15 protein-coding genes are annotated in these 17,879 nt (G+C 42.4%); 9 read left to right on the forward strand and 6 right to left on the reverse strand.

Annotation, left to right across the window (positions count from 1 at the left end; translation table 11 throughout):
• Positions 1-32 precede the first annotated feature (32 nt).
• Positions 33-725 (reverse strand): pseudouridine synthase, encoded by a 693-nt coding sequence (locus AAFM34_RS07815; RefSeq protein WP_341661621.1) that lies wholly within the window; start codon positions 723-725, stop codon positions 33-35.
• 287 nt (positions 726-1,012) lie between these two features.
• Between AAFM34_RS07815 and AAFM34_RS07820 the strand changes: the two genes are divergently transcribed.
• Positions 1,013-3,238, forward strand: coding sequence for an NADP-dependent isocitrate dehydrogenase (locus tag AAFM34_RS07820; protein ID WP_341661623.1), 2,226 nt, complete (start codon positions 1,013-1,015; stop codon positions 3,236-3,238).
• 91 nt (positions 3,239-3,329) lie between these two features.
• On the opposite strand, the gene cspD is transcribed toward AAFM34_RS07820, so the two are convergent.
• The gene (cspD, locus tag AAFM34_RS07825; protein ID WP_114787146.1) at positions 3,330-3,551 is read right to left on the reverse strand and encodes a cold shock domain-containing protein CspD; all 222 of its coding nucleotides are present in this window, start codon (positions 3,549-3,551) and stop codon (positions 3,330-3,332) included.
• Positions 3,552-4,018: 467 nt separating this feature from the next.
• On the opposite strand from cspD, the gene clpS reads away from it, so the two are divergent.
• Both clpS and clpA read left to right on the forward strand, forming a co-directional pair.
• A complete protein-coding gene (gene clpS / locus AAFM34_RS07830; protein WP_114787147.1) occupies positions 4,019-4,339 on the forward strand; it encodes an ATP-dependent Clp protease adapter ClpS in 321 nt (106 codons plus the stop codon).
• A gap of 41 nt (positions 4,340-4,380) precedes the next feature.
• The gene (gene clpA, locus AAFM34_RS07835; protein ID WP_341661626.1) at positions 4,381-6,654 is read left to right on the forward strand and encodes an ATP-dependent Clp protease ATP-binding subunit ClpA; all 2,274 of its coding nucleotides are present in this window, start codon (positions 4,381-4,383) and stop codon (positions 6,652-6,654) included.
• A 98-nt stretch (positions 6,655-6,752) separates the two neighbouring features.
• Here clpA and AAFM34_RS07840 read toward each other — a convergent pair whose 3' ends face one another.
• A complete protein-coding gene (locus tag AAFM34_RS07840) occupies positions 6,753-7,574 on the reverse strand; it encodes an NAD-dependent epimerase/dehydratase family protein (protein ID WP_341661628.1) in 822 nt (273 codons plus the stop codon).
• A 245-nt stretch (positions 7,575-7,819) separates the two neighbouring features.
• Here AAFM34_RS07840 and AAFM34_RS07845 point away from each other — a divergent pair, with 245 nt between their 5' ends.
• The gene (locus AAFM34_RS07845; RefSeq protein WP_341661630.1) at positions 7,820-8,506 is read left to right on the forward strand and encodes a transporter substrate-binding domain-containing protein; all 687 of its coding nucleotides are present in this window, start codon (positions 7,820-7,822) and stop codon (positions 8,504-8,506) included.
• Position 8,507: 1 nt separating this feature from the next.
• Here the strand turns inward: AAFM34_RS07845 and AAFM34_RS07850 are convergent, their stop codons facing one another.
• Positions 8,508-8,750, reverse strand: a complete 243-nt coding sequence (locus tag AAFM34_RS07850) for a TIGR02647 family protein (protein ID WP_341661632.1) — start codon at positions 8,748-8,750, stop codon at positions 8,508-8,510.
• Between the two features lie 289 nt (positions 8,751-9,039).
• Between AAFM34_RS07850 and focA the strand changes: the two genes are divergently transcribed.
• A complete protein-coding gene (gene focA, locus AAFM34_RS07855) occupies positions 9,040-9,882 on the forward strand; it encodes a formate transporter FocA (protein ID WP_341661671.1) in 843 nt (280 codons plus the stop codon).
• Positions 9,883-10,012: 130 nt separating this feature from the next.
• On the opposite strand, the gene AAFM34_RS07860 is transcribed toward focA, so the two are convergent.
• Positions 10,013-10,807, reverse strand: coding sequence for an ABC transporter permease (locus tag AAFM34_RS07860; RefSeq protein WP_341661634.1), 795 nt, complete (start codon positions 10,805-10,807; stop codon positions 10,013-10,015).
• A gap of 423 nt (positions 10,808-11,230) precedes the next feature.
• Between AAFM34_RS07860 and torE the strand changes: the two genes are divergently transcribed.
• The 3 genes from torE to torA are packed head-to-tail and all read left to right on the forward strand — an operon-like array spanning position 11,231 to position 15,130.
• Complete coding sequence (gene torE, locus AAFM34_RS07865; protein ID WP_341661636.1) at positions 11,231-11,410, forward strand: trimethylamine N-oxide reductase system protein TorE; 180 nt, start codon at positions 11,231-11,233, stop codon at positions 11,408-11,410.
• 48 nt (positions 11,411-11,458) lie between these two features.
• Positions 11,459-12,643 carry a pentaheme c-type cytochrome TorC gene (torC, locus tag AAFM34_RS07870; RefSeq protein ID WP_341661638.1) on the forward strand — a complete coding sequence of 395 codons (1,185 nt, stop codon included), beginning with the start codon at positions 11,459-11,461 and terminating at the stop codon, positions 12,641-12,643.
• Positions 12,644-12,667: 24 nt separating this feature from the next.
• Entirely contained in the window at positions 12,668-15,130 is a 2,463-nt protein-coding gene (gene torA / locus AAFM34_RS07875) for a trimethylamine-N-oxide reductase TorA (protein ID WP_341661640.1), read from the forward strand.
• A gap of 45 nt (positions 15,131-15,175) precedes the next feature.
• On the opposite strand, the gene AAFM34_RS07880 is transcribed toward torA, so the two are convergent.
• Positions 15,176-15,886, reverse strand: coding sequence for a transporter substrate-binding domain-containing protein (locus tag AAFM34_RS07880; protein ID WP_341661642.1), 711 nt, complete (start codon positions 15,884-15,886; stop codon positions 15,176-15,178).
• A 197-nt stretch (positions 15,887-16,083) separates the two neighbouring features.
• On the opposite strand from AAFM34_RS07880, the gene AAFM34_RS07885 reads away from it, so the two are divergent.
• Positions 16,084-17,820 carry an alpha-galactosidase gene (locus AAFM34_RS07885; RefSeq protein ID WP_341661644.1) on the forward strand — a complete coding sequence of 579 codons (1,737 nt, stop codon included), beginning with the start codon at positions 16,084-16,086 and terminating at the stop codon, positions 17,818-17,820.
• The last annotated feature ends 59 nt before the right edge of the window (positions 17,821-17,879 follow it).

Here is a 17,879-nt window from a genome sequence, read left to right on the forward strand (position 1 = left end):
CAAATAAAAAGGCGCTTCGATGAAGCGCCTTTTTATATATGTACCTTTTTCCATTCCCCGGGCTTTAGATCGCCAAGGCTAAATTCTCCCATTGAATAGCGAATAAGGCGTAAAGTAGGATGGCCAATATGGGCTGTCATTCTTCTTACTTGGCGATTACGACCTTCAATTATGGTGATCGCTAGCCATGTAGTGGGGATATTGGCCCGAAAACGAACTGGAGGATTACGAGGCCAAACATCGGGCTGCGGGATGACTTCTATTTGTGCTGGAAGTGTCATTCCGTCTTTGAGTTCTACACCTTTACGCAGTTTGTCTAAGTCTTTTTCTTCAGGCTCGCCATCTACTTGTACCCAATAGGTTTTGGTAGATTTTGATTTCGGTTGGGTAAGCTTGGCTTGCAGTATGCCATCATTTGTTAGCACCATTAGTCCTTCACTGTCACGATCTAATCGACCCGCTGCGTATACCTCTTTGACTGAGATATAGTCGGCAAGTGTCTTCCTCCCTTGACCATCAGTAAATTGGCTAAGAGTATCAAAAGGCTTGTTAAAGAGAATAACCGTGCGATTTTTAGGAGTAACTGGTGGAGGATTACGTTTGGTTTTATTCTTGATAGAAGCTGAGTGTGGTTTGGTTTGCCAGTCTCTCTTTGAGTGTTTAAAACCCGATTTACCAGGGTGACGATTGGTTTTAGAAGACTCACGTTGAGAGCGTGATGACATGTTAACTACCTTGCAAAATTGTGAATGAAGTGTGGGTGAAAATTTTAAACTTAGCTGTTTTAAGCTATCATGTGCGCGCCCGAAGACAGGATTGAAACCGCAAAACGATAGACTATCGTGCCAATTTTGTTTAATTATAACGTATTGTTCTCACGGATCTTACGCTAAAACTAGACGTAAGGAAAAGACAAAAGAGACAACAAAGCCGTTTGTAAGTGACTTACATACGGATACATCAACCAAAGCCGTCTACTGACGCGCTTTGCAAGAACGGATAGGGAAATTTCATGCCTACAGAAAAACCTACAATTATTTACACTATCACAGACGAAGCACCAGCTTTAGCAACGTATTCATTATTGCCTATTATTCAGTCGTTTACTGCTTCTTCTGGTATTGAAGTTGAGACTCGTGATATCTCTCTTGCCGGTCGTATTCTTGCAAACTTTCCTAAGTATTTAACAGAGCAACAGCGTATTAACGATGCGTTGACTGAGCTTGGTGAACTGGCTAAAACGCCAGAGGCGAATATCATTAAACTGCCTAACATTTCCGCTTCTATCCCGCAGTTGCAAGCAGCAATCAAAGAGTTACAAGCGAAAGGTTACAGCTTGCCTAATTACCCAGAAGAGCCAAGTACGCAAGAAGAAAAAGACATTAAGGCGACGTACGACAAGATTAAAGGTAGTGCCGTAAACCCTGTGCTTCGTGAAGGTAATTCAGATCGCCGTGCACCTTTATCTGTCAAGAACTACGCGAAGAAAAACCCACATTCAATGGGTGCTTGGGCAAAAGACTCAAAGTCCCACGTTTCTAGTATGTCTGGGAACGATTTCTTTGGCAGTGAAAAGTCTCATACGGTGAATGGTGCAACGCAAGTTAAGATCGAATTTTCCTCTACGGATGGCCAGGTCAAAGAGCTGAAAGCACCTTTCGCGATACAAGATAAAGAAATTATCGATTGCTCTGTAATGAACAAGAAAGCTCTGGTTGAGTTTTTCGAAGCAGAAATCGAAGATGCCAAAAAACAGGGTGTTCTACTATCGTTGCACATGAAAGCAACTATGATGAAAGTATCTGATCCCGTTATTTTTGGTCATGCGGTTCGCGTATATTATAAAGAGGTATTTGCCAAATACGGTGACGTCTTTGAGCAATTGGGCGTTGACGTTAACAACGGTATTGGTGATGTTTATGCGAAAATAGCGTCCCTTCCAGTCGATCAAAAAGCAGAAATTGAAGCTGCACTTCAAGACGTTTATCGCACCCAGCCTCCGCTGGCTATGGTTGATTCTGACCGAGGAATCACTAACTTACATGTTCCTAGTGATATCATTGTTGATGCTTCCATGCCAGCTATGCTTCGTTCGTCTGGACAAATGTGGGGGCCAGATGGAAAGCAAAGCGATACTAAAGCTATGATCCCTGATCGCAGCTACGCAAGTATTTATCAAGCGGTTATCGATTTCTGTAAGGAAAATGGTGCCTTTGACCCAACCACAATGGGTAGTGTGCCTAATGTTGGCTTAATGGCTCAAAAAGCAGAAGAATACGGCTCGCATGATAAAACATTTATTCTTGACCAAGCAGGTACTATAAAAGTTGTTGATTCTGCGGGGACGGTTTTACTTGAACAAGCAGTGGAAGAAGGTGATATTTTCCGCATGTGTCAGGTAAAAGATGCGCCTATTCAAGATTGGGTAAAACTGGCGGTTACTCGCGCTCGTGCGACAGGATCACCAGCAGTATTCTGGCTAGATGAAAATCGAGCGCATGATGCTCAACTTATCAAGAAGGTGAACGCCTATCTACCGCAGCATGATATTTCTGGTCTGGACATCAAAATATTAGCGCCACTTGAAGCGTGTAAGTTTTCTCTGGAGCGCATTAAACTTGGCTTAGATACTATTTCTGTAACAGGTAACGTTCTACGTGATTACTTGACCGATCTATTCCCTATATTGGAACTAGGCACGTCGGCTAAAATGTTGTCTATTGTACCATTGATGAATGGCGGCGGCTTATTTGAAACGGGAGCTGGAGGTTCAGCGCCTAAGCATGTACAACAAGTTGAGAAAGAAAACCACTTAAGATGGGATTCATTGGGAGAGTTCTTAGCATTAGCAGCTTCTTTGGAGCACCTCAGTACAGTGACGGGCAATGCCAAAGCCAAGGTACTTGCGGACGCTCTCGATCTAGCAACGGGCGAGTTCCTGGATAATAATAAGTCACCATCGAGAAAAGTGGGTGAGTTAGACAACCGTGGTAGCCATTATTATCTTGCTACTTACTGGGCACAGGCGCTTGCTAAACAAACTTCTGACTCCTCATTAGCAGAAGAATTTACCCCAATAGCACAAGCTTTATCTTCAAAAGAAAGCGAGATTGTCGCTGAGTTAAATGGTGCTCAGGGCAAAGCGGGTGAATTGGGTGGCTATTATGCGCCAGAGTTTGATAAAGCTTCAAAACTCATGCGTCCAAGCAATACATTAAATACCATTATTAATGGCTAATATTGTTTTGTAAACATGAAACCGCCGAATTTATCGGCGGTTTTTTTGTATTTGGTACCTTAAGTACCAGATGGTGAAATCTAGCAGCGAATTATTTTACGGCTTGGGCTTCGACGGGAACCACTGAGCTTGCGTGGTATCCTTTTGGCCCTTCCTCCACTTCAAATGTTACTTGTTGGCCTGCTTTCAGTGTACGATACCCATCCATTTTGATAGTCGAATAATGGGCGAATACATCTCCATCTTCTCCTTCTGGACAGATAAAACCAAATCCTTTGGCGTTGTTAAACCATTTTACTGTACCTGTAGCCATGCTATACATCCCTCATGCATATTGTTAATAACGTTGTGTGATTACACGAACAATCCGTGTGTAAACATTACAGTGAATAACCATTCAGCCGCTGCTAAATTTCCAGTCACTATGAGACCAATGTAGTCAATGCTTGGGAGCAGTCAATAGCGAAAATTGCTTGGACTGTGCATATTTGTAAACAAGTCACCTTTATTGTCTCCATTATTGCAACTATTTTCACACTGCGACCAGCACTTTATAATAGAGATAGTGGTTTTTGGTTTCTTTTTAATCAATTAGATAGATAATTCAGCCAGATAGAAATCTTTTATTTGCAGCGATACAATTGCTGCATTAGTCTCTAAGTAAGGGCGTAAAATTTGCTTGGCTCAATTTGGCCTTACTATAGGAGCTAGATCTATATACTAAACGCATTGAAGTGTTAAAATTACATACAAGGGACGTTGTTTTAAACACGAAGAGTCATGAGCAAGCAATTTGAATGGGTTTCTCCAGACCATGATTTACTGGAGATAGAAAAGACCAAAGTGTCGCCGCCATCGCGATACAACGTCGTGTTGAATAACGATGACTACACGCCGATGGACTTTGTAATTGAAATCCTAGAGCGATTTTTTTCGATGGATATAGACAGGGCGACACAAGTAATGCTCAAAGTGCATTACGAAGGTAAAGCGATTTGTGGCACGTATACTGCAGAAGTCGCAGAAACAAAAGTAGCGCAAGTTACAATGTATTCTCAGGAAAACGAGCATCCCTTGCTTTGTACAATGGAGCAAGTGTAGAGCTTAACCAAGCAATTTAAGTTGCTGCTAAGGAGGTACTTATGTTGAATAAAGAGTTAGAGTCGAGTCTGAACGGCGCATTCTCTCGTGCCAGAGACAAACGACATGAGTTCATGACTGTCGAGCACCTCCTGCTAGCATTGTTAGAAAATGATGCAGCCAGAGAGGCTTTGCTGGCCTGTCAGGCGGATATTGACTCACTAAGGAATGAGTTAGATATCTTTATCGATCAAACAACACCACTCATACCAGAGAATGATGAAACAAGAGAAACCCAGCCTACATTGAGTTTTCAGCGTGTTTTGCAACGTGCGGTATTCCATGTACAGTCATCTGGGCGTAGCGAAGTGACCGGAGCCAATGTTCTCGTTGCTATTTTTAGTGAGCAAGAATCTCACGCGGCTTATTTGATGAAGAAGAACGACATTAGTCGCCTTGATATCGTCAACTTTATTTCTCATGGCATCACTAAAGCGTCTAGCTCAAGTGACGATTCATCCTCATCTGATTCGTATAGTAGTAACGAAAGTTCTGAGGAGTCGGGCTCTGAAGAACGTCTAGAAAGCTTTGCATCTAACCTCAATTTGCTGGCTAAGCAAGGCCAGATTGATCCTCTAATTGGCCGAGACAAAGAGCTTGAGAGAACCATTCAAGTTTTATGTCGTCGTCGTAAAAATAACCCTCTATTAGTCGGTGAGGCTGGTGTTGGTAAAACGGCGATTGCTGAAGGACTGGCATGGAGAATTGTCGAAGGGCAAGTTCCTGAAATCATAAAACAAAGCGTTATTTATTCTCTAGATATTGGCTCACTGCTTGCCGGTACCAAGTATCGAGGTGATTTCGAGAAACGTTTTAAAGCAATTCTAAAGCAGTTAGAAAAAGAAGATGATGCCATACTATTTATCGATGAAATTCATACAATCATCGGGGCGGGAGCTGCTTCAGGTGGCCAGGTAGATGCCGCTAACTTGATAAAACCTTTGCTGAGTAGTGGAAAACTTCGTTGTATTGGCTCAACAACTTATCAAGAATACAGTAATATTTTCGACAAAGAGCGAGCTCTTTCACGTCGTTTCCAAAAAATAGATATTGTTGAACCATCACTCGATGATACGACGAAAATCTTGATGGGGCTCAAGCCTAAATACGAAGCACACCATGAGGTTCGTTACACCAATAAGGCGCTTCGTGCCGCGGTAGAGCTTTCTGCAAAATACATTAATGAACGTCATCTACCTGACAAAGCCATTGATGTGATTGATGAGGCAGGTGCGCGTCATCGTCTAGCACCAGCAAGTCGTCGTAAAAAAACGGTTGGCGTTGCTGATATTGAAGCCATGGTTGCCAAAATGGCTCGAATTCCAGAGAAGTCAGTATCCTCTTCGGATAAAGAGATTCTGCAAAATCTTGATGACAAGATGAAAATGCTGGTCTTTGGTCAAGATGATGCCATTGATGTGTTGAGTGAGGCGATTAAGTTAACTCGTGCAGGTCTTGGTGCCGATAACAAACCAGTAGGGTCTTTCTTGTTCGCTGGGCCAACAGGGGTTGGTAAAACGGAAGTAACATTACAACTGTCTAAGTTAATGGGAATAGAGCTACTGCGCTTTGACATGTCTGAGTACGGTGAAAGGCACTCTGTTAGCCGATTAATTGGTGCACCTCCTGGTTATGTTGGTTACGATCAAGGTGGTTTATTGACGGATGCCGTTATCAAACATCCACACTCTGTTGTGCTACTAGATGAAATAGAAAAAGCACATCCGGATATTTTCAATCTCTTGTTACAGGTGATGGATAACGGTACGCTAACGGATAACAATGGCCGTAAAGCGGACTTCCGAAATGTGATTTTAGTAATGACAACCAATGCGGGTGTTCAGGAAACCGTTAAAAAATCGATTGGTCTTATCCAACAAGATCATAGTCATGATGCGATGTCAGAGATTAAAAAGGTCTTTACACCTGAGTTTCGTAACCGCTTGGACAATGTGATTTGGTTTAACAACTTAGATGAGAATGTCATTCATCAAGTGGTTGATAAGTTCATTGTTGAACTGCAAGCTCAGCTAGATGCAAGAGGTGTATCGCTTGAAGTTTCAGACAAAGCTCGCCATTGGCTAGCGCTTAAAGGTTATGATAAAGCGATGGGAGCAAGACCAATGGGTCGGGTTATCCAAGAACAGCTCAAAAAACCACTTGCGAATGAACTCTTGTTCGGTGCTTTAGTCGATGGTGGGACAGTGAAGGTCGACTTGAGAAAAGATCAGCTTAAATTTAAGTATATGAGCCAAAAAGAAGTCGCCGTTCATTAACATTACCAACAGTAAGATAAAGCCAGAGTGTTTGAACGCTCTGGCTTTTTTATCTCACTAGCAAAATCCTTTTCTTTTACAAAGCAACGAGTATGTTCTCAAACAAGTTCTAACGTGTGTTTATAGTGGAACTTATACCCTAATTCTTCTATGTGGGCTGAGGTGATACGCTTATCATCTTGATGGACGATAGGAGGTAATCGGTCCTTAGATTGAACGCTATCAAGAGCGGCTTGGTAAAACTCTGCCTTACTTACTGTGTTGGGTGTTGTGGCATTGACAACGGCGTTTGATGATAATGGAACCATGAAGCTGATCACGCCAATAGCATCAGTAAGGTGCAACATATTTGCCGGTGCACTTGAGCTAACTTGTCTCATTTTACCCACAAAGCGACTAGGGTGGCGCTCTGGACCCACAAGACCACTACACCGAATAATTGCGTATTTTATGCCTGAATCTATGACATGTTGCTCTGCTTGGAGCATAACTTTTGACTTTGGAGCGAAATCGCTGCTGTGTGAGGCGATAGATAGAGAGGCATCATCCTCGTCCATGGGCTTTGCAAGATCAGGATAAACGCCAGTCGAGCTAACCATAATAACTTTTTCTACATGTGCTGATTGGCATGCTTTAACCAGTTTATCCCAGCATTGAGTGTATTTTTTGCTCTCACCCGACCTAAATCCAGGCGGAAAGCAGCCAATTACAAGATGAGGTTGAACCTTTTTAATACTATCGGTGATAGTGTTTACATCATTCTTTAGGTCCAATAATACGCCTGTGAGTTGTAAACTGTTGATTTCGGTGACGCCAACTTCAGTAGTGCGACTAACCGTTACACTGTGGCCAATGGTTTGTAGGTAGTGAGCGAGTGGTTTACCAAGCCACCCACCACCAATAATTAATATGTCTTTCATACTTGTCTCGTCATAGTTTCGGCCCAGTTTGATTACTATCTAAGAGATCCAATAAATAATCAACCATAGTTTTATAGGCTCTACGTCTCATGGATGAGACATCGCTTCGCTGTGGCTAAACATCATTAACTCTATTATTAATAGATGTATAACTGGGTACACATTGTTGGGATTGGATGAAGTGGCTTTTGCTGTGTTGGTTTTGGTTCATACCTGTTCTAGTCTCGGCTAGCAACAAAGTATATATGACGTCTTTAGATTGGCCTCCTTACTCGGGGGAGAGTTTACGTGAAAATGGCTATTCTATTGCCATTGCTCGTGAGGCTTTCTCTGCTATGGGCTATGACCTAATCGTAGATTTCGAGCCTTGGGTGAGGGCGGTTTCATTAGCCACGAAATCAGAAAAATACATCGGATATTTCCCCGAGTATTTCTTTGATACCCAAGATTTTGTTTTTTCGGATTCTATTGGTAGCGGGCCACTGGGCTTAGTCGAAAATTCAAATTTCCCAGTAACATGGAGTAAATTAGTCGACCTAAAAACACTTCGTATCGGTGTCGTTCAAGGGTACGTCAATACTAAAGAGTTCGATGATATGGTTGCGAATGGAGAGCTCGATGTAGAGGCATCGAGTAATGATACTAAGAATATTCATAAGGTAGCGAAAAGACGTTTAGATGCTGCCGTAATAGATTCGAATGTGCTAGAGCATTTGATCAGTGAGGACTCTCAGGAAGCTTTCTTACGACAGAATTTGCAAATGAATACTAGGCTATTGGACAACAAACAAATCTATGTTGCTTTTCGTAACGAACCGAAAGGAATTGATCTGAAGACGATTTTCAATCAAGGCTTAGAAAAGATTGATATCGAGTCGATTATTCATCGGTTGAGCAAGCCAACCGATGCTGAGGGTAACATGGCTCAGTGAGCTAGATGATTTCGCTGGAGAGTACTCGGAGTACTTTATCTGCATGTTCCGCAACCTCAATGCCTTCGTCAGTGAGATAACCTCCGTCAGGTAGTGTACATAGCCCCTTATCAAAAAGTCTGCCCACTGCTGCCTGTATTTCGTCTGTTGCATCCTGATGTACTTTTATCCCTGTTGCTGCACTTCGAATATCGAATTGAAGTAGTAAGTTTAGTTCAGCCATTTTGTCTGCTGTGTATTTCATATTCGTCTTCTCCATATAGGCCACATAACAACCTTAATCTTTGTGCAGATGTCCGGCAATGGGGTATAGAAAGAAATGTTATCTGCCGCCTAATATTACAAACTCAACAAAGCAAGCATCAGAGGTATGTTGAGCGTGAGAAAATATTAATTCGCACTATGTTTTACCTTACCAGTAGGCGAGAATGGCATAAGCTAACATCTTGATATGAAAATTAGCTCTTGAAAATTGTGGCAATAACAGTGATCATCCGCGGCCATAAAACCACACAATATAAAATGTTTTTATGATGAATTTGAACCACTTTGATTCTTTGCTACCTCCACAAATGGCTGAACGCGCGGCGGAAATTGGTGTTGGTAAAGTAACCAAAGATCCTATTAAGTCTTTTCTTCTCGCCATTTCAGCCGGTATTCATATTGGCATCGCTTTTATCTTTTATACCGTAGTCACAACAGGAGCAGCTGATCTTCCATGGGGGATCACCAGACTCATTGGTGGATTAGCATTTAGCTTAGGTTTGATACTTGTTGTAGTAACAGGCGGAGAGCTGTTTACCAGCTCAGTTTTGACCCTAGTCGCTCGCGCCAGTGGCAAAATCAGCTGGAAAATGTTGTTTAAAAATTGGCTGATTGTTTATAGCGGTAACCTTGTAGGGGCCTTGCTTTTAGTTATATGCATGTTGCTCACCAAGCAATACATGTTTGATGGTGGCCAAGTTGGGCTCAATGCTATGGCCATTTCTCAGCATAAACTCCATCATGATTTTATATCAGCAGTTGCTTTAGGCATTATGTGCAATGTCTTAGTCTGTATCGCGGTTTGGATGACATTTAGTGGACGCACATTAACTGACAAAATTGCTGTGATGATATTGCCTGTTGCTATGTTTGTTTCTTCGGGATTTGAACATTGCATCGCAAATATGTTTCAGGTACCGATGGCAATCGGCATCAAATTCTTTGCACCTTCTGAGTTTTGGCAAATGACAGGAGTAAATCCGTCTGATTATGCTGACTTGAATATGGTGAATTTTGTCATGAATAATTTAATACCTGTCACTTTAGGCAATATCATAGGCGGAGGCATTTTTGTTGGCGTCTGGTACTGGGTGATTTATCTTAAAGACTAAGGCAGTGTTTAATTGTAAAGTGATATTTGAGTTTTTGTTACATAATCGAGGCGTATTGCTTTACTTAGAAACTTATCCTGAAAGCTATGACACGGTTATCCACAGATTCTGTGGATAACCTCGAGACTTATCATTGAGGTCTAAAAACAACTAATATTTTCCCTTCTTTGTTGATGCAGTTGCGAATGGTTAGGGTCAGCGTGAGACTCAAAGATATCGACAACACGACAAATATAGCGATCATAATCAAAAGCTGATATTTGATCGCGATAATAGGACTTGCCCCTCCCAAGATCTGTCCTGTCATCATCCCAGGTAATGTCACTAAGCCTGTCGTTGTCATTGAAGCTAGAGTTGGAGCTAATGACTTTTTCATAGCGTCACTGACAAAAGATTGTGTTGCAAATCGAGCGGAAGCTCCTAGTGCTATCGCTGCTTCGTATTCTCCTCTGCGTGAATCTATGGCTGTAAATAGGTTTTGTAACGCAACAATATTGCCGCTTAGTGAATTACCCAGCAACATTCCTGCTAGAGGTATTATGTATTGAGCATTAAAGAGGGGAACTGGCTTGATAATCACTACGCATAATACTGCCAGGATTGGTACTAAGCTGATAAGCAAACTGGTTGTTACTGGGTAGAGCAATTTTTTATAGGGTAAGTTGGCTTTACTGATGATAGCGCTTGCGCCTATTAAGGTCATAATAAGTAGCCATACTGTGTTTATTAATGCGTTGTTAATGTTAAACAAATACTCTAAATAGACCCCTACCATGAGTAGCTGGATTGTCATTCTGACAATACTAATGATGATATCTCGCTCAATATTGAGTCTGAAGTAACGGTTGATAGAAAGAGGGATTGCTAGGGTTGAAAAGAATAGAAGTAGGAGTGACCAAGGAATATCTATAACACCACTATTCATTTAAAACTCCTTACCTTAATTGGTATCCGTCACTGGAAGTGATGGCCAACTTAGATAGTTATTAGCGAAGATATTATCATCACTTTAGCTCCAAACTCTAGCGCAAAATCCTATCAAAGATAACTTGGTATTCAAACAGAAATAGCTTATTACAGCAATAATATCAGCCCCCTTACACTTAAACTATCAAAGTGTTTAACTCATTAATATCTCATCATAAATTCATTTATCTCTACATACCCTTGTTTAATAAGACACATATCTGGATGAGATCAATAAAGTGTCAATTATAGCATTATATGCAGGTTGAACTTCTTGAACCACACAAAAAGTATGGTCTAATATTTTTATCAATGGTTGAGAAATAGCAACATCATGATAATGAACTCAATCTAATAAAACGAGTGATATGCGAGCATGTTTATGAGCGAATTTAACGATACAGAGAGCGGTGAGAAACGTTCCCTCGAATGGAAAGCTTTCCTCTTCATCACGGTAGTCCTCTTTCCTGTTTTAAGTGTGGCTTTTGTTGGGGGGTACGGGTTCATCATATGGATGTTACAGGTATTTTTTCTTGGGCCTCCGGGATTACATGGCATGTAGTCAGACCCGTTTTTCCATATCTTTAGGCCTGATATTAGAGAGTAAATCATGAAAGCATTTTCTGTTAAGTTGTGGCGAACAATGATGCGTCCCGCAGTTCACATCAGTTTAGGTGTGTTAACTATGGGTGGTTTTATTGCTGGTGTTATTTTTTGGGGCGGCTTTAACACTGCTTTAGAGGCAACGAATACCGAAGAGTTTTGTGTCAGTTGCCATACCATGCGCGACAACGTTTATGTTGAGCTTCAAGATACTGTTCACTGGAAGAATCATTCTGGGGTAAGAGCAACTTGTCCCGATTGCCATGTTCCCCACAATTGGACAGACAAAATTGCAAGAAAAATGCAAGCATCCAAAGAAGTGTTTGCCCAAGTATTCGGCAACTATGATGAGCCGGGTGCCTTCGAAGAGCGACGCATTGAGTTAGCGAAGCATGAATGGGACCGTTTTTCAGCCAACAAGTCTTTAGAATGTAAAAACTGTCACAATTACCAATCGATGGACTTTGAGCAAATGTCACCGGCAGCGCGAATTCAGATGAAGCAGGCGGCTGAAAAAGATCAAAGTTGTGTTGACTGTCATAAAGGCATTGCTCATCAATTGCCAGCGGGTATGGAAAGCATTGGTGGAATAGTCGGCGAGCTTGAGCAGATGACATCTAGCACGGATTATTCGGTGGGTGAGTCGCTGGTGAGCGTGCGCCATTTGCCTGTGTATTTCGACCAGAAAGGAGCACAAGAAGCTGGCCTTCTTAATCCAGCCTCAGAGGTTAAGGTTCTCGAAGAAAAGGACACAATGATAAAAGTTGAAATTGATGGTTGGAGAAAAGCCAAGGGTTTTGGACGAGTAATTCAAGAAGATTTTGGCATGAATATAGCGGTGGGGTCACTAGTCAAAGAGGCGTCAACCAACGACAAGGTTGTTGTTAAGGGCGAGAAGAAGGTGGACGAACTCACTGGTTTGCCATGGGAGAAAGTTGCTGCAACGGTATGGATGAAGAAAGAGGCCATGCTCAATGATGTGACGCCTATCTGGGAAAAAGCCAGCCAAGCATATAAAACCAATTGCTCTGTTTGTCATACCCAACCGGATGAGGCTCATTTTGATGCCAACACATGGCCAGGTATGTTTAACGGTATGCTCGCTTTTGTCAATTTTGATACTGACAGTGAAGCTCTGGTATTGAAGTATCTGCAAAAGCACTCTTCAGATTTTGCTGAAAGCCACCACTAATGCGCATTGGATGGAGTTATTGAAATGGCTATTACACGTCGAAATTTTCTTAAAGGTGTCGCAACGACCAGTGCAGCATCAGTAATTGGCCCTAGTTTATTGGCATCGACTTCGGCAAGGTCAGCAGAAGTCGGTGGTACTTGGAAAGTCTCAGGATCTCACTGGGGAGCATTTAGAGCACGGATATATGCTGGAAAAGTTCAGGAAATTAAGCCACTAGAGAGTGATACCAACCCCACGGAGATGCTCAAGGGTATTAAAGGGGTAATCTACAATCCTTCTCGTATTCGTTACCCAATGGTACGGCTAGATTGGTTGAAGAAACATAAATACGGTGCAGAGACCCGAGGGGATAATCGCTTTGTTCGTGTGACATGGGATGAAGCTTTGGACCTATTTTATCGTGAGTTAGAAAGAGTTCAGAAAGACTACGGCCCTTGGGCGTTACATGCAGGGCAAACAGGTTGGCGTCAGACAGGCCAGTTTCATAGTTGTACTAGCCATATGCAGCGAGCTGTCGGTATGCATGGCAATTTTATCACTAAGGTTGGTGATTACTCGACAGGTGCGGGACAAACGATTTTGCCATATGTCCTTGGCTCAACGGAAGTCTATGCTCAAGGAACCTCTTGGTCAGAGATATTAGATAACTCTGATAACATCATTTTATGGGCCAATGATCCTGTTAAGAATTTGCAGGTAGGCTGGAACTGTGAAACTCACCAGTCATTTCCCTATTTGGAGCAACTCAAAGAAAAGGTTGCTAAAGGTGAAATTAAGGTTATTTCTGTTGATCCTGTGAAAAACAAAACTCAGCGTTTTTTGCAAAATTCACACTTATATATTAATCCGATGACTGATGTGGCATTTATGCTTGCGGTTTGTCATGTCCTGTACAATGAAGATTTGTATGACAAAAAGTTTATCGATACTTATTGCCTTGGTTTTGAGGACTTTATTAAGTATGTGCAGGGACAAAGTAAGGACAAGATCGAAAAAACGCCGCAGTGGGCTGCTGACATTTGTGGTATAAGTGCAGAAAAGATCCAAGAATTTGCCCGTATGCTTGTGAGTGGACGAACTCAGATCATGATGGGTTGGTGTATTCAACGTCAGGAACATGGTGAGCAGCCATATTGGGCTGCGGCCGTTGTCGCTGCGATGGTGGGGCAGGTTGGTCTACCCGGAGGCGGTATTTCCTACGGTCATCACTATTCTGGTATCGGTGTACCTTCTACAGGGTTTGCGGCTCCCGGTGGTTTCCCCAGAAACCTAGATCAAGGGATGAAGCCTAAGTGGGACAATAATGACTTCAATGGTTACAGCAAAACTATTCCTGTGGCTCGTTGGATTGATTGCCTTCTCGAACCTGGTAAGGAAATTCGCTACAACGGTAGTAAGGTTAAACTTCCTGCTTATAAAATGATGGTGATTTCTGGTAATAACCCTTGGCATCATCACCAAGATCGTAACCGAATGAAGAAGGCATTTAAACAACTTCAAACGGTAGTGACGATTGACTTTGCCTGGACTGCAACCTGCCGTTTTTCAGATATTGTATTGCCAGCTTGTACACAGTTTGAGCGTAATGATATTGATGTTTATGGGTCATATTCGGGCAAAGGTTTGATAGCCATGCATCGGTTGGTTGATCCTTTGTTCCAGTCAAAAACGGATTTTGATATTTTCACTGAACTAACTCGCCGCTTCGGGGGGCATAAAGAGTACACTAGAGGTATGGATGAAATGCAATGGGTCCGCTCATTGTATAATGACTGTCGCGAGGCCAATAAAGGTAAATTTGATCTCCCCGAATTTGATACGTTTTGGCAGCAAAGCGTACTTGATTTTGGAGAAGGCAAACCTTGGGTTCGCCATGCTGATTTCAGAGAAGATCCTGAGCTAAATGCTTTGGGAACCCCATCTGGCTTTATTGAAATTACCTCACGTAAGATTGGCCGTTATGGGTACGAAAAGTGCCAAGAACATCCAATGTGGTTTGAAAAAACCGAGCGTTCCCACGGTGGCCCGGGATCTGACAAATTTCCGTTCTGGCTTCAGTCTTGTCACCCAGATAAACGTCTCCATTCCCAAATGTGTGAGTCAGAAGAGTTTCGTTCAACCTATGCGGTTCAAGGTCGAGAGCCCGTCTATATTAATCCAGAAGACGCGAAGAAAAAGGGAATCAAAGAGGGTGATTTGGTACGCGTATTTAACGACCGTGGCCAATTGTTAGCTGGAGCCGTATTAAGTGATAGCTATGCACAGGGTGTGATCCGAATTGAAGAAGGTGCTTGGTATGGTCCACTTAATGAGAAAGAAGGGGCAATTTGTACTTACGGTGACCCGAATACATTGACACTCGATCTTGGCTCTTCAGAGTTAGCTCAGGCGACTTCTGCCAACACTTGTATTGTCAATTTTGAAAAATACACAGGTAAGGTGCCTCCTGTGACTTCATTCGGTGGCCCTACTGAAGTGGCTTAGCCGAATATGATCAAGTGCTGGCTGATGAGTCAGCACTTTGTCCCCTTAATCAGTTAGGCCATATTTGATTTTAATATCTTGGAGCCTAATTTCTGCGTTGTCTTTGAAGTATTGATTAAGTTTGGAGACAATCTCTTGAGCTTGAGGATGGTCCCTTCGAACCGCTGCGTGTAAGGGTGTTGAGTCGAGGTGGCTGCGACTAAAGTAAAATTTGCCTTTTGCTACTCTCATCTCCTGTACTGCCCATCTCCCCACCGCTTCGTCAGTGACTAACACATCTGCCCGCTGCGTTAATACTTGTCGCACACTGTTAGCCAAGTCGAGGGAGTTGATAGGGATCATATCTGGGTATTGGCGCAAGTTTCCCGCATAGGCATAGTCATTGATAAGAGCCACTCTCAATCCCTTTAAACTTTCTAGTGACTCATATTCAAACTTCGTATCGCTACGTGAAACAAATACCATCCGGTTGTGCATATAGCTGTCCGTTAACAGGTAATCTTTTTCCCTTTGCTCTGTTTTCCAGATAGCAATGATGACATCATTTTGTCCGCCCAGGGTCTCTTTCAGCACACGAGACCAAGGCTTTACTGTGTAGTCAAACTCAAGTTCTGCGGCATCCAGCGCGCCTATGACCAAATCATAGGCAATACCACTACCATAGGCAGAATTTACTATATAAGGAGGCCAAAGATCTTGCGAGACTCTAAGACGCTCTGCTTCTGCTAATACTGGTCGGCAGTATATTAGACTCATGATAATCAAAGCATATAGTTGTAGATTTTTAAATTTTCCCACTCTTTCACCTAGCTTGGTTTCTCGGCTGCCTACAAATAGTTTAGTCCAGTCTAGGTTCAGGATAAAAGCAGAACGGCTTAAACTGAAAAATAGACAGTAAAATTGGAGTAACCTAATTTAAATAAAAGAACATCAGAAACCTAAGGGGGATCTGTATGTCGTTTTCAGTGACATTGCAGAACGGCCATAGTCTGCGCGTAAGAGACATTAATCTGCATGCGCAAGTGAATAGAAACGAAGTGAAGTTCGTTTACCAAGGGTTAAGTAATGACCCTTGCAGTAGCGGCTATGTTTTGGCGATCACTGAATTTATGTTTGATCATGATGCGGTGTTGCTAGGTGATGGATTTCAAATGTCTAGTCAAACAACTGGAACTATGGATAATCCTGAGGATGTAGGGAGACATTCTGAGCAGTCTAGTCTTTATCGGCTATATTCCCCTTCATTACCAAAGCGATATTATAACTATTTACTGGTAGAAGAGGCATCAGGCTATACCTTGTTTGGCTTCACTTCTTGCTATCGCTTTGCTGGTTATTTTGAATTGGTAGAAGTTGAGCACAGCCACTGGGTTAAGATTTGTATCGATGGTGAAGAAACCCATCCTCAAGATTGGTCATCCAACCAATTGGAATCAGTAGTGATTTTAAAAGGAGATTCGTTGGCCGAACTCTATTCAGAATATGCGCATTTTATCTCTTGCCACCATACTCCGAAAAAAGGGATGAAAAACAATGCACCTATAGGCTGGTGTTCTTGGTATGCCTATTGGTCAGATATATCAGAGAAGGTCGTAGAAGATAACCTTAGACAATTAGAAGGGACCCTTGAAACTCTCGAGTATGTGATGATCGATGATGGCTATCAAGCTTTTATGGGAGACTGGCTCGTTCCATCCGACTCGTTTCCTTCTGGGATAAAATCATTGGCCGAGGAAATTAAGCGTTGTGGCAAAAAGCCAGCGTTGTGGCTAGCGCCGTTTATTGTTGAGGAAGAGTCTGAGGTTTTTCGTCATCATAAAGATTGGTTAGTTACTTATTCTGATGGCTCTTTGCTTAAAGCTGAAGAGGTAACTTATGGCGGCTGGCGCTGTACTCCTTGGTACATATTAGATGCCACTAATCCAGATGTTCAAGAACATCTCACCAATGTAATAACGACGATGCGTAAAGATTGGGGAATTGAACTGTTTAAGTTAGATGCCTTATATTGGGGAGCGCTGAAAGGTTGTCGACAGCAAGCTGGGATCACGGGAATCGAAGCCTATCGATTAGGGATGGAGGCCATTAATGAAGGTGCCGATAACTCGCTAATCTTGGGTTGCAATGCACCAATGTGGCCATCGCTTGGAATGGTTGATGCAATGCGGGTATCAGATGATGTAGAACGTGATGAAAAGCGGTTTATTCAGATCGCCCGAGAAGCTTTTTTCCGTAGCTGGCAACATAGAAAACTTTGGCAGATAGACCCAGATTGTGCGACCTTGATATCTCTCCACAATGCTCCGTTAGAGCAAACCCATGCTGAATTTCATCGTAATGCGCTACTCGCGTGTGGCGGTTTGTTAATGTCGGGTGACCCGTTACCCCAGTTGAATCATTTTGCAAAAAGTACCTTGTCACGACTTTTTGTCCGTCACAAACATAACCAAAACTCCGCACGATTTTCTTCGTTGTCTCTCGATCATGCTTATTTAAGGATGAATAACAAAAATGATTTGCATTGTCTATTTAACTTTCAAACTTGTAGGCAGACAGTGTGTTTGACGTCGACTAGGGCGGTGGATTGGTATGATTACTGGAGCGGTAAGAAGCTCAATATGCAACCCACGGATGTATTTGAGGTCGACGTAAACCCTCTGTCGAGTAAAGCTATTTTAACCAAACGATAAAGGTGAAGCCTCGCTAATATGGTCGTGCTGGGCTACTATACCGAGTGTTTTAACTAATA

The sequence above is a fragment of the Vibrio sp. genome, from assembly GCF_038138445.1.
In the GTDB taxonomy this organism is placed as follows: domain Bacteria; phylum Pseudomonadota; class Gammaproteobacteria; order Enterobacterales; family Vibrionaceae; genus Vibrio.

What these genes read in the sequence shown, in the direction of transcription:
- clpA (WP_341661626.1), top strand. Translation starts at nt 4,381, where the DNA reads ATGTTGAATAAAGAGTTAGAGTCGAGTCTGAACGGCGCATTCTCTCGT.
- torE (WP_341661636.1), top strand. Translation starts at nt 11,231, where the DNA reads ATGAGCGAATTTAACGATACAGAGAGCGGTGAGAAACGTTCCCTCGAA.
- cspD (WP_114787146.1), bottom strand. Translation starts at nt 3,551, where the DNA reads ATGGCTACAGGTACAGTAAAATGGTTTAACAACGCCAAAGGATTTGGT.
- focA (WP_341661671.1), top strand. Translation starts at nt 9,040, where the DNA reads ATGAATTTGAACCACTTTGATTCTTTGCTACCTCCACAAATGGCTGAA.
- AAFM34_RS07880 (WP_341661642.1), bottom strand. Translation starts at nt 15,886, where the DNA reads ATGAGTCTAATATACTGCCGACCAGTATTAGCAGAAGCAGAGCGTCTT.
- AAFM34_RS07840 (WP_341661628.1), bottom strand. Translation starts at nt 7,574, where the DNA reads ATGAAAGACATATTAATTATTGGTGGTGGGTGGCTTGGTAAACCACTC.
- AAFM34_RS07845 (WP_341661630.1), top strand. Translation starts at nt 7,820, where the DNA reads ATGACGTCTTTAGATTGGCCTCCTTACTCGGGGGAGAGTTTACGTGAA.
- AAFM34_RS07815 (WP_341661621.1), bottom strand. Translation starts at nt 725, where the DNA reads ATGTCATCACGCTCTCAACGTGAGTCTTCTAAAACCAATCGTCACCCT.
- AAFM34_RS07885 (WP_341661644.1), top strand. Translation starts at nt 16,084, where the DNA reads ATGTCGTTTTCAGTGACATTGCAGAACGGCCATAGTCTGCGCGTAAGA.
- clpS (WP_114787147.1), top strand. Translation starts at nt 4,019, where the DNA reads ATGAGCAAGCAATTTGAATGGGTTTCTCCAGACCATGATTTACTGGAG.
- AAFM34_RS07850 (WP_341661632.1), bottom strand. Translation starts at nt 8,750, where the DNA reads ATGAAATACACAGCAGACAAAATGGCTGAACTAAACTTACTACTTCAA.
- torA (WP_341661640.1), top strand. Translation starts at nt 12,668, where the DNA reads ATGGCTATTACACGTCGAAATTTTCTTAAAGGTGTCGCAACGACCAGT.
- AAFM34_RS07820 (WP_341661623.1), top strand. Translation starts at nt 1,013, where the DNA reads ATGCCTACAGAAAAACCTACAATTATTTACACTATCACAGACGAAGCA.
- torC (WP_341661638.1), top strand. Translation starts at nt 11,459, where the DNA reads ATGAAAGCATTTTCTGTTAAGTTGTGGCGAACAATGATGCGTCCCGCA.
- AAFM34_RS07860 (WP_341661634.1), bottom strand. Translation starts at nt 10,807, where the DNA reads ATGAATAGTGGTGTTATAGATATTCCTTGGTCACTCCTACTTCTATTC.